Annotated in this window: 10 protein-coding genes; 3 read left to right on the top strand and 7 right to left on the bottom strand. The window is 38.6% G+C overall.

Going from position 1 to position 12,379, the window contains the following annotated elements; all coding sequences use genetic code 11:
• Nucleotides 1-68: 68 nt before the first annotated feature.
• Both DV942_RS14140 and DV942_RS14135 read right to left on the bottom strand, forming a co-directional pair.
• Nucleotides 69-848 carry an enoyl-CoA hydratase/isomerase family protein gene (locus DV942_RS14140; RefSeq protein WP_145858484.1) on the bottom strand — a complete coding sequence of 260 codons (780 nt, stop codon included), beginning with the start codon at nucleotides 846-848 and terminating at the stop codon, nucleotides 69-71.
• A gap of 3 nt (nucleotides 849-851) precedes the next feature.
• Nucleotides 852-1,274, bottom strand: a complete 423-nt coding sequence (locus tag DV942_RS14135; protein WP_244278738.1) for a cobalamin B12-binding domain-containing protein — start codon at nucleotides 1,272-1,274, stop codon at nucleotides 852-854.
• Nucleotides 1,275-1,387: 113 nt separating this feature from the next.
• On the opposite strand from DV942_RS14135, the gene DV942_RS14130 reads away from it, so the two are divergent.
• Nucleotides 1,388-3,043, top strand: coding sequence for a glutamine--tRNA ligase/YqeY domain fusion protein (locus DV942_RS14130; RefSeq protein WP_145858482.1), 1,656 nt, complete (start codon nucleotides 1,388-1,390; stop codon nucleotides 3,041-3,043).
• Nucleotides 3,044-3,448: 405 nt separating this feature from the next.
• Here DV942_RS14130 and DV942_RS14125 read toward each other — a convergent pair whose 3' ends face one another.
• Nucleotides 3,449-4,285 (bottom strand): N-acetylmuramoyl-L-alanine amidase, encoded by an 837-nt coding sequence (locus DV942_RS14125; protein WP_145858480.1) that lies wholly within the window; start codon nucleotides 4,283-4,285, stop codon nucleotides 3,449-3,451.
• A gap of 116 nt (nucleotides 4,286-4,401) precedes the next feature.
• Here DV942_RS14125 and DV942_RS14120 point away from each other — a divergent pair, with 116 nt between their 5' ends.
• Nucleotides 4,402-6,081 carry a dipeptidyl-peptidase 3 family protein gene (locus DV942_RS14120; protein ID WP_145858478.1) on the top strand — a complete coding sequence of 560 codons (1,680 nt, stop codon included), beginning with the start codon at nucleotides 4,402-4,404 and terminating at the stop codon, nucleotides 6,079-6,081.
• Nucleotides 6,082-6,593: 512 nt separating this feature from the next.
• Nucleotides 6,594-9,035, top strand: a complete 2,442-nt coding sequence (locus tag DV942_RS14115; RefSeq protein WP_145858476.1) for a TonB-dependent receptor — start codon at nucleotides 6,594-6,596, stop codon at nucleotides 9,033-9,035.
• Between the two features lie 101 nt (nucleotides 9,036-9,136).
• Here the strand turns inward: DV942_RS14115 and DV942_RS14110 are convergent, their stop codons facing one another.
• From DV942_RS14110 to DV942_RS14095, 4 genes are all read right to left on the bottom strand, one after another.
• Nucleotides 9,137-9,631 carry a GNAT family N-acetyltransferase gene (locus DV942_RS14110; protein WP_145858474.1) on the bottom strand — a complete coding sequence of 165 codons (495 nt, stop codon included), beginning with the start codon at nucleotides 9,629-9,631 and terminating at the stop codon, nucleotides 9,137-9,139.
• A complete protein-coding gene (locus DV942_RS14105; protein ID WP_145858472.1) occupies nucleotides 9,628-10,188 on the bottom strand; it encodes a thiamine pyrophosphokinase in 561 nt (186 codons plus the stop codon). Before DV942_RS14105 ends, DV942_RS14110 begins: the two co-directional genes overlap by 4 nt.
• Before the next feature lie 63 nt (nucleotides 10,189-10,251).
• Nucleotides 10,252-11,544, bottom strand: a complete 1,293-nt coding sequence (locus DV942_RS14100) for a hypothetical protein (RefSeq protein ID WP_145858470.1) — start codon at nucleotides 11,542-11,544, stop codon at nucleotides 10,252-10,254.
• Nucleotides 11,545-11,603: 59 nt separating this feature from the next.
• Entirely contained in the window at nucleotides 11,604-12,248 is a 645-nt protein-coding gene (locus DV942_RS14095) for a thiamine phosphate synthase (protein ID WP_145858468.1), read from the bottom strand.
• Between the last annotated feature and the right edge of the window lie 131 nt (nucleotides 12,249-12,379).

Here is a 12,379-nt window from a genome sequence, read left to right as displayed (position 1 = left end):
AAAATTTGCATTGAAAAGGATTTGCAACATTTTTGTTATACAAACATCAGATTAATACTACACTAATCTTATTTTCCGGAAAATTTTGGTTTTCTCTTTTCAACAAATGCAGATACCCCTTCTTTAAAATCGGCCGTTTCGAAACATTTGCCAAACGCCTCAATTTCGGTAGCATAGCCATTATTATTATTCACCGCTGCGATGACAGCTTTTATGGCAGCCGAAACAGCCAATGGCGCACGTTGTTTGATCAAATTCAATATTTCTTCGGCCTTGCTTATCAGATCAGGCTGCGGAACCACATAATTTACCAGGCCTATTTTTTCTGCCGCTGGAGCTGTAATCATGCTTGCAGTTGTAATCATTTCTATCGCTTTGCCTTTTCCAACCAATTGGGTAAGACGCTGCGTACCTCCGTAACCCGGAATCAATCCTAAAGTAACTTCCGGCAAACCCAACTTTGCATGATCTGCCGCAATACGCATGTGGCAGGCCATAGCCAACTCCAATCCTCCACCTAAAGCAAAGCCATTAATTGCGGCAATAAATGGCTTTGGAGAGTTTTCAATAGCATTAAAAACCTGATCTTGACCAATTTTGGCTAAATCTTCTCCCTGCTTACCGCTATAATCAGAAAACTCTTTAATATCGGCTCCTGCAACGAAGGCCTTTTCACCCGCGCCTGTTAAAATAACCCCTCTTACCTCATCCGTTTTATCTGCATAGGCAATTACATCTGCAAGTTCTGCCAACGTATCTTTATTTAAAGCATTTAGTGCCTTTTCCCTTTTTATCGTAACGTATAAAATGTTTTCCTTTAGTTCTGAAATTAAATTTTGATATGCCATAGCTTAAAAATTTCTATTTTCTGTTACCCAATTCTGGATATATTCTACAATACTGGCCATTGTTGTACCCGGAGGAAACAGCTCTCCAACACCCATAGCGGCTAGTTTCAACCGATCTGCCTCGGGGATAATCCCACCGCCGGTTAATAACACATCATCCAACTGTTTTTCTTTCATAAAATGAATAATCTTTGGAAAAACCGTCATGTGTGCACCAGATAGAATAGAGATCCCGATGGCATCTACATCCTCCTGAAGTGCGGTGTTTACCACCATTTCAGGGGTCTGGCGCAATCCGGTATAAATTACCTCCATGCCGGCGTCTCTTAAAGAAGTTGCAATTACTTTAGCGCCTCTGTCATGGCCATCTAATCCAACTTTAGCTACTAAAACACGGATAGGCCGATTTAATACTTTGCTCATCATTCATATTAAGTTGATGTAAATGTATCGATTTTGGCTTTCAAATTAATCATTAACTAAAACAAGTAGAATTGCACTAATCTTTTTACATTTGCATTCCTAATTTACAGGTTTTTATGAGTGAAGAAAAGTCATTGAACTTTATTGAAGAAATTGTTGAGAACGACTTAAATAGTGGTAAGTATGAAACTTTGGTTACGCGTTTCCCGCCTGAACCTAATGGTTATCTACACATTGGCCATGCTAAAGCGATATGCTTAAATTTCGGACTAACACAAAAATACGGCGGTTATACCAACCTGCGTTTTGACGATACCAATCCCGTTACGGAAAAAACAGAATATGTAAACAGTCAGCAAGAAGATATCAGGTGGCTGGGCTTTAACTGGAAAAATGAATTATATGCTTCAGATTATTTTGATGAGCTGTATGGCTTTGCCGTTAAGCTGATTGAAAAAGGTCTGGCTTATGTTGATGAAAGCGCTGCAGACGAAATTGCAGCATTAAAAGGCACACCAACTGAGCCGGGACAGGATAGCCCATACCGAAACCGCAGCATTGAAGAAAATTTAGACATTTTCACGAAAATGAAAAATGGAGAATTTCCTGATGGTGCGTATATTTTGAGAGCTAAAATCGATATGGCCAGTCCGAACATGTTAATGCGCGATCCGATTATCTATCGCATTAAACATGCCGAACATCACCGAACAGGCAATAAATGGTGCATTTATCCAATGTACGATTTTGCTCACGGACAAAGCGATAGTATTGAGCATATTACCCACTCCATCTGTACCTTAGAATATGTTTCGCACCGCGAATTATATGATTGGTTTATCGAAAAATTGGAAATTTTTCCTTCCAAGCAATATGAATTTGCCCGTTTAAATCTCACCAGTACAGTAATGAGTAAGCGTAAGCTGCTTCAACTGGTTAACGAAAACCTGGTAAACGGATGGGACGATCCGCGCATGCCTACCATCAGCGGTTTGCGCAGGAGAGGTTTTACGCCAAAAAGTATCCGCGAGTTTTGCGAACGTATCGGTATTGCCAAGCGCGAAAACTTAATTGAACTCAGCTTATTGGAATTCTGCATCCGTGAGGATTTAAATAAAACGGCTAATCGCGTAATGGCAGTTTTAGACCCGATTAAACTGGTCATTACGAATTACGAAAAAGGAACAGAAGATTTAATCGGTGAAAACAATCCTGAAGCTGAAGACGGCGGTGGCACACGAGTGATCCCTTTTAGCAATGAGCTTTGGATAGAACGTGAAGATTTTATGGAAGTGCCGGCAAAAAAATGGTTCCGCCTGGCTCCTGGTGCAATGGTACGCTTAAAATTTGCCTATATTGTTAAATGCGAAGATTTTGTGAAGGACGAAAACGGAAACGTGACCGAAATTCATTGTACTTACATTCCGGAATCGAAAAGCGGAAGCGACACGAGCGGGATCAATGTTAAAGGAACCATCCATTGGGTGAGTGCATCACACGCTAAAACAGCCGAAATCCGCCTTTACGACCGGTTATTTGTTTCAGAAACACCAGATGCTGAAGAAGGTGATTTTAAAGATTATTTAAACCCAGAAAGCTTAACGGTATTGCCAAACGCTTATATTGAACCTGCTTTGGCAGATGCAGATTTGGATGGCCGCTATCAGTTTATCCGTAAAGGTTATTTCTGTTTAGATAAAGATTCAACAGCCGAAAAATTGGTTTTCAATAGAACAGTAACGCTAAAAGATACATTTAAGAAGCCAAATTAATAATATTTTAAACCACAAATAGACACGGATAACCACAGATTATCCGTGTTTTTTTTGCCAGAATTTGGCTGAAAATGCATACAGGGAAGAATGTGATAGCAAATATTAGCATTCTTTTTTACGCCATAAACTTTGGACATTATACTTTTAAAGATCCTGGAACAAACTTCCTTTGACAAATTTCTTAATAAAGAGTCGTCATTGCGAGGTACGAAGCAATCTTAAAGCGCATGCTAGTAGCGATTGTTGTAAGATTGCTTCTTCGGCTGAAAAAGCCTTCTCGCAATGACGATTCCTCAATGCCTATCACTGCAAAAAAACTCCTCTGTAATCTATATGATTTTTATAAAATCTATCCCTCATGATGATGGCATGAGTGCAATCTACAACAAAAGGTCACTCCGCTTAATACTTCGTATAAAGGTTATACAACACCAAAATATCAACCGGTGTTAATGTTTTTGTGATGTCTGATTGTATAAAGTGTATCTTGAAAGCTTCAATGGCAGCCGGCAGGTTAGCCGTATTATAACCAATGTATTTAAGGGCTTTTTCTGTATCAAAGTCTGCAGGTGGATTTTTCAGCACATCATCATACCAAAACCCGAAACCCTTGTCTGCTAATTTCTTCCACGGGAAATTCCTGGGGTCATTTTTACGGCCTGGTGCAATATCTGCATGACCAATGAAATTCGCCGTCGGTATGTTATATGTTTTTTTTAGCGTTGCCAGCAACTTTAACAAGCTATTGATCTGTGCATCGGGCCATGGATCGGTTAAACCATTATTATCCAGTTCAATTCCTATAGATGAAGAGTTGAGGTCGGTATCTTTACCCCATTTGCTCACACCAGCATGGTTTGCCCGTAAATAGTCATTAACCATATGTACCACCTTACCATCCCGGCCAATTACATAATGTGCGCTGGTGCCGGCTTTGGCAGAAAAAAATGTTTTGATGGTTTGTGCTAAACTGTCCTGAGCCGTATGATGGATCACCACAAAATTTGGTTTGCGTATCCCAAAATTTACAGAACCAATCCACTGCTGATTTGTTGGATTTAACGAATCGTATAATTGCCCGGCTGGAGGTACCGTTCCGATAATTTCTGCAAAGCCTTTTGCCTTATCCTTATAAATTTTTTCTGTTGCCGCGTACCTGTTGGTTGTGCATGAGGCCAAAATCATGGCCAGAGAAAAAGCAGTTAATAAAGATGTTTTGTATAAATTGGAAAACGGCATGGGCATGTTGATTTTAAAAAAAATGAAGGTACAAAGTTATGCTAAACTTCGCCCAATGCATCAAACTTTATACAAAGCTTTTAAAATTTACTAATTTAGCGGCCATATACTTTACTATGAAGAATTTATACAGATCAACCCTGTTTGTATCAGCGATAGCCATTTCAGCAGGTGCATTATCATCTTGTACCGGCAATAATAAATCTAATCATGAAAATACTGCAGTAGTACAAAAAGATAGTCTTACCGATTATGTTGCACAGAGGTTACCGATTTATGAAAGGGTAAAATTAACGACCAATATTAACGGGCTTAGTGTTAACGACCGCAAAATTTTGCCTCTGTTAATCCAGGCGGCAGAAATTATGGATCAGCTTTATTGGAAACAAGCTTACCCGCAAAGAGATAGCCTGCTGGCTACTATTAAAGATGAAAAAACCCGCGATTTTGTTAATATCAACTATGGCCCCTGGGATAGATTAAATAACGATAAACCTTTTGTTGAAGGTGTAGGCCCTAAACCAGAAGGAGCATTCTTTTATCCAAAGGGAATTACAAAGGAAGCGATAGAAAAATCAGACCTCAAAGATAAATTTGGTGCCTATTCTGTTGTTCAAAAAGACAGTACAGGCAAATTATCAACCGCCCCTTATCACGTACTGTTTGCTGCTGAATTACAAAAAGCAAGCTCCTTGTTAAAACAGGCTGCTTTAATTGCAGAAGATGCCGGTTTAAAAAAATATTTAAACTTAAGAGCGGACGCCTTGGTAACCGATAATTTTACGGCGAGTGATTATGCCTGGCTGGATATGAAAACCAATGGCCTGGATATTATTATCGGCCCGATCGAAAATTATGAAGACAAACTTTTTAACGCCCGTACCAGTTACGAAGCTTATGTATTAATTAAAGATAAGGAATGGAGCAAACGTTTGGCAAAGTATGTAAAAATGCTTCCCGAATTACAGAAAAACCTACCGGTTGCAGCAAAATATAAAACCGAAACCCCTGGAACGGACTCGGAGTTAAACGCGTATGATGTAGTTTATTATGCCGGAGATTGTAATGCGGGATCTAAAACCATAGCTGTTAACCTACCAAACGATGAAAAAATTCAACAGGAAAAAGGCACACGCCGTTCGCAGCTGAAAAATGCCATGCAGGCAAAATTCGACAAGATCCTGGTACCGATATCAAAAGAATTAATTGAAGCCGACCAACAGCAGTACATTAAATTTGATGCTTTTTTTGCAAACGTAATGTTTCATGAAGTAGCACATGGTTTAGGGATTAAAAAAACCATTACCGGAAAAGGCTTTGTTCGTGCCGCATTAAAAGAACAATACAGCTGGCTGGAAGAAGGCAAAGCCGACATATTAGGTTTATATATGGTAACCGGCCTGCTTAAAAAGGGCGAATTGCAAGGTGATATTAAAGATTACTATACCACATTTATGGCCGGTATCTTGCGCTCAGTCCGCTTTGGTGTTTCTGAAGCACATGGAAAGGCAAACATGCAATGCTTTAATTATTTTCAGGAAAAAGGTGCTTTCGAGCGTACGCCAAAAGGCACCTATAAAGTAAACTTCGAAAAATTTGCATCAGCAATGAACGATTTGAGTGCGTTCATCCTTACCCTTCAAGGTAACGGCGATAAAGCTGCAGTAGAAAAGGCACAAAAAGAGAAAGCAGTCATTCATCCAACGCTTCAAACAGACCTTGACCGTTTGACCAAAAAGAATATTCCGGTTGATGTAGTTTTTGAACAAGGGGTTGATGTACTGGGCGTAAAATAATATTTGCCAGCTCAAATAATTTAAGGTACAGGCCAACAGATATTTTATTTGTTGGCCTGTGCCTTTTTATTCACTTCTTTCTGCAAATTGTCGTCCTGAACTTGTTTCAGGCTCTATCTGGCATATGCTATGAGATATCTATTTATCTCTCCCTAAGGATTCTGAAACAAGTTCAGAATGACGCAACGAAATAAGATTTGCATATACATTTCGCTGTAAGTTTAGTTAAGGCATGGCACAAACTTAATTTAAACAGCGCTATTCTTCATTTTTTCAATCTCTAAACCCGGCCATAGATTTCCACCTCAGTACGGAACTTCGAAATCCCGACTTCGGACTTTTTCAAAATCCCTGTAACCTTTTCAAAAAACGGTCGTCTTACTGATAACAAATTACGGAAACCCTTCGTTTCCCGGACTAAACTTTAAATAAGCAGGTAATTAAACTGAAAGCGCATGCAATGCGGTATAGGGATTTTTTTGCCCATTTTTTAAAGAATAAATACACCAAACATGAAAACATTATACAAAATAACATTTTTCCTCACGCTTCTTTTTACTATTAAAACAGGTTTTGCACAAACCAATCCTAAACCGAACATCAGCGGGATAATTTTAGATGAAAATAAAAAACCTGCAGATTACGTTACCGTCGTACTCTTTAAAGCATCCGATTCCAGTGTGGTTAAAACGGCATTTACCGACCCAAGCGGAACATTTAATTTCACCGTTTCGGGCAAGGGGAGTTATTACTATAAAGCCAGCAACATGGGGTACAAAACCCTTAAAAGTAAAACCATTGTTCTAACAGAAGATCATCAGAAAGTAGATTTTGGAACGGCACAGCTTATTGCAAGCACTCAAAACCTAAAAGATGTAAATGTAGCGGTTACCAAACCAATAATCGAAAGAAAAATGGATAAGATTGTAATGAACGTTTCCAATAGTGCGGTTATGACCGGCTCCACTGCGCTTGAAGTTTTACAAAAAGCACCCGGCGTAACCGTTGATCAAAACGATAAGATTTCGATGATGGGCAAGCAGGGCGTATTAATTCAACTGGATGGCAAGCAAACCTACATGAGCAGTGCCGATGTAGCCAACCTGCTACGGAATATGCAGAGTTCAGACATTGAGAGCATTGAATTGATTACCAATCCATCTTCCAAATATGATGCCTCAGGTAATTCAGGAATCATCAATATCAAAACCAAAAAGAATAAAAACGGCGGCACAAACGGTAGCATAAACGGATCATTAGGTTATGGCAAAAACCTGAGGGCAAATACGGGTTTAAACCTAAACTACCGCGCACAGAAAGTTAATCTTTTTGGCAATTATAGTTATGGCAAATTTGAGCGCGATAACCTGATTGCTATCGACCGCATATCAAATGGCACAACCGATACTTATTTTATGCAGGTAGGTGAGAGCAACAGAAAACAATATAACAATAACCTGAAGGCCGGACTGGATTATTTCATTGACAAGAAAAACACCATTGGAATATTGGTTAACGGTTATTTTAACCACGGCAATGAAACTTCAACTAATAACACCTTAATTGGTCCGTCTTTTCAAAAGATAGATTCAACTTTGATAACCAATTCATTGCAGACAAACAAATACAATAATGTTTCTTATAATCTAAATTACAAATCTGTTTTAGATACCGCCGGCTCAGAAATATCTGCCGATCTAGATTATTCGAGATACAAAGGGAACGATGGTTCTAACTATGAAAACGATTACCGTTTTCAAAATGGAGACAGAATCCGTCCGATAATTTATACCCGGAACAACACCCCTTCCATTATTGATATCAAAGCATTTAAAATCGATTATAATGTTTCGCTAACCAAAACGGTTAAACTTGAAGCCGGGCTCAAAAGCAGTTGGGTGAAGACGGATAATGATCTTCAGGCAGAAGCGTATGTCAATAGTACCTGGGAGAATGATACCAGAAGAAGCAATCAATTTGTATACGACGAAAATGTAAATGCAGCTTATACCAATGTAAACAAACAGTTTAAAAATACCAGTGTGCAAATTGGATTGAGGGTTGAGCAAACCAATTCAAAAGGAAACCTGATCACTAAAAATACGGTTGTTGAGCGAAATTACTGGGATTTTTTCCCTACATTATTCGTGCAGCAAAAACTTTCAAAAAACAATCAATTAGGGTTTTCTTACAGCAGAAGGATAGACCGCCCGAGTTATGATGCTTTAAATCCATTTATTTATTATTTGGATGAGTTTACCTATAGCAAAGGAAATCCTTTTTTAAATCCACAGTATACACACAATTTTGAACTGAGTTATACCCTGTTGCAAAAATATATGCTCTCAATAGGTTATAGCAGAATTAATGATGTAATTGCTGAAGTGATTTTGCCTGACGCAGCAAGCCAATCGCTATACCAAACCAATGCAAATATTGCCACCAATATCAGCTACAATGCTAATCTAAATGTACCACTTCAACTTACAAAATGGTGGCAGACCAATAACAACTTAAATGTTTTTTACCTTAGTTTTGAAGCGCCAGATCTGGCCGGAAGTGCTTTAAAAACCGGAAAAACATCTTTTCAGTTTAAATCTCAGCAAACCTTTACCATTATGGACGGATTTACGGCGGAGATAAACGGCAGCTACGAATCGCCACTGGACTATGGAACACTAAGTTTAAAAGCCCGTTATTATATTGACGCAGGCTTAAGTAAATCAATGTTCAACAAAAAAGCAAGTTTGAAGCTGGCTTTGTCGGATGTATTCAATATGTCTGAAAGTAATTTATCAAGTGCTTATCCTGGTTTAACCTACTCATTACATCAAAAAAATGAAACACAGGTCGGCCGGATTAGCTTTACCTATCGTTTCGGTAAAAATGAGATTAAACCGGCCCGTCGCCGCTCAACAGGTACCGAAGCAGAGCAGGGAAGGATGAAGAATTAGGAATAATTTTACCCGTCCTTTCGACTATGCGTCACCCTGAATTTATTTCAGCATATATTCATAAGAGCCTGAATCAAGTTCAGGATGACGATTGGTGGGGTTTAAAACTTATATTCCATTACATAATCATCCATAAAATAACCCTCACCAATATCAAGTTTTACCGATTCTTTAACCGCAAAACCGCATTTTAAATAAAAATCCTTTGCTTTATTATGCTTGTTCACATTTAATTGCAAAGCACTTCCCCCGGCATTTTTCACCTGGTTAAAAACCTCATTAATTAAGTTTTTTCCGATGCCTTTACCATGTGCAGATGGAAGCACATAAAGTTTGTGTAGTTTATAAATGCGTTCATCATGACCAATAATGGAATATCCTGCAAAGCCAAACTGATTTTCGCCTTCCTCTGCAATCAGGAAAATATAGCCTTCCATCAATTGTTTCAGCAGTTCCCCTTTGCTATACATTTTATCCAACATATAATCAATCTGGGTTTGCCCGATAATTTCAAGATAGGTTGAGGGCCAGGTTGCAGCAGCAATATCCCTGATTACTTCTATATCTTCTTCTTTTGCTCTTCTAAGGGTGATCATATAGGTTCGCTAATAAAAATCGGTTGTCCTGAAAAAGTAAACTCTACAAAACCGTCTTTAACTACAATAAAAATTTCATCTTCATTCTGTGCGAGGTTCGTTACTTCGAGGTATCGGTTGCCATGGATCAGGAATTCGCTTCCGGCAGGCTTCCAAACGGAAAATCCCGATTTTATAGGATAATGTTTTGCCCTTTCGGTGAATACCACCAGGTTAATTTTATCTTCAAATCCGGCAAATTTCTCCAGGTCGAATTTTCTTGTAATCACATTTACCGCAGGATACTTCTCTTCGTACAGATAATTAACAGCTACCATTAAAGCGTCAGCAGGCCCCTGAACAACTTTTGTATCTTCCTGCGCCTCCTGTCCGCTCCCGTTTACCAGCACATCTACCTTTAAACCCAGAGAGAAAATCTTGTCGTAATTTTCTCCGTTAACCAAAAGCGTAGGACTCCATTCGAGCAACTGTCCCAAAAGTTCTTCGTTAAAATCGCCAAGCTCATCAATGTACAAAGCTGGTTCCTGTTTTTCTTTTACAATATGGTGTGAAGACATAATGCGAATATAGAAATTTCGCTTAAAGTAAGGTACAGGAAGAATCAGCCAGGCGTAAAATGATTAACGATTATATGGATATTCACTTATCCAATGGAATCCCCTGTTAATGAGTTTAAAATCTTTAAGGTCTTTTCGTTTAAAACTAACCGATATCGAATCTTTTTCTGTCAGGCCCGATAAGGTCAGCTTGTCTTTTCCCGTAATGATATAGTTTAAAACATATTTTGCAGAGTCTTTATCAGTTGATTTGAGTACCAGTATCTTTTTCCCCTGATCAAAAACCGTAGTGAAATTAACAGTGCTATCGTTCATCTTTTTTATTCGTGCGTAGCCGGGGTAGTTAATAATCAGCTGTTTCCACCTTGTACTATCTGTTGTGAGTGGCTGCAGAATTTTACCTTTAAAGCGCATGTGCTCGACATTGTAAATGCCATACATAAATGGCTTTGGCGCTGCACTGCCATACGTTTTTCTTTGATCAATTAATGATGATATTAAAAATAGTAGTGAAGCTGCGATATATAGATATTTTACACCATAAGCCGTATAATAAAGCCATTTCTTTTTAAATTCAGGTCGGTACATTTGCTCAAGCTGCTGGCTTTCATACTTAATAAAAAAGCGATATAGCTTTAAGAAATGCGGAGCTAAAATAAAAAGACACATTACTACCAGTGCGGTAGAGAGTAGTTTTACAGGAACATCAAAAAAATAATTCATCGCCATTACATGCACTGTTGCAGCCAGTGATAGAAAGGTACCTATAACAACTGTTCTACGGAATAATAACAGGATGGCTGAAACTTCGATAATACCCATGAAAATATTATACCCTTTAGAAAAACCCAGAAATGTCCAGGCTAGGCCCATTGGCGAGGCATCTCCGAATGGCTGGAGCAATCTCATCAATGAAGGATCGGGAAACTGTAGTTTGATTACTTTAATCGCGCCATATAGTATCAAAGTAAAGGCTAAATAAAATCTCACCAGTACCACTAACCAGTAATAAGCTGCGTGGTAACTTTTGCGTTTGCGATCAAAAACCGACCAGATGATGCTGCCAATTACGGATACCAAAAATATAAAGAGCAGCAATATCCAATCATAGGAGGTATCGCCGCTGCCATTGGTGTAAATGGTAAAATCGTAATGATAGTGGATAATGTGTTTAGAAAACCAGGGAATAAAATCATGCAATACCAGGTTTGGCAACTGCAGTATACTTGACAATAAAGTAAAAGCCCCGTTATTATTCAGAATGATGAAAAGAGACAGGAGCAGAAAAAAGAACCTGAAAGAGATTTTTTTATAAATATTCCAGGGTGCAGCATTTTGAAGAGCGTTTTCAGACATATTTTGTTTGGCTTTATCCAAAGCTAAAAATTATCCTACACGGTTCAAATCATAAAATGTTAATTAACAGCGCTTTCTTTAACTAACGTGTAAAAATCCTGATAGGCTTCAATAAAATCATCAGCAAAGTTAATCGCCCCTGAAACAGCTATCCCATAAATGCCAGTTTGCATTAATGCTTCTACATCATAGGTTTTGATGCCGCCTACAGCCAATATTGGAATGTTGATGGCCTGAGCTTTTAATGCTTTTACCACTTGCTGATAACCTTCAAAACCCAGGTGTTGGTAATTGTTGGGTTTAGTTTCAGTTGCTCCAAATGGACCATAACCGGCATAATCGGCACCCTCTTTGGCTAGCCTGATTAGATTTTCTAACGTGTTTGCAGATCCCCCAAGCGTAATATCATTGCCAACCAGTTTGCGCAGGGCAATAAAATCAGCATTCATATCTTCTATATGAAAACCTTGGATATCGGCCTTTCCATTTAAATGAACATGATCGGTAACAATTAAAGTGGTTCCCCAATCATCACATATTTCAGCTATCGCATTAATATCCTGTAACAGTGCTTCATCACTTTTGCTCAGGCAGCGGTACTGGATCCATTTTGCACCGGCCTCACAGGCCAGTTGTGCCTGTTCAATGTGACTTAGATGTGGGATATCGTGCGTGATGTAATGAAGTTTTTCTATGTATTTCATTCTGAATCAGGACAATTAAAATTAAAGGATTTTAAAATCAGTAGGGCAAGATAAACAAAATCGCCATTGAACGTTTATCTTGCAATGGCGATCTTAATGATTTTCTGCTTTAGTCTTTCAGCTTTTTGCTT

This window comes from Pedobacter suwonensis (assembly GCF_007833675.1).
In the GTDB taxonomy this organism is placed as follows: Bacteria; Bacteroidota; Bacteroidia; order Sphingobacteriales; family Sphingobacteriaceae; genus Pedobacter; species Pedobacter suwonensis.
The sequence above is the reverse complement of the archived record's forward strand: the minus strand, read 5'-3'. Positions and strand labels throughout refer to the sequence as shown.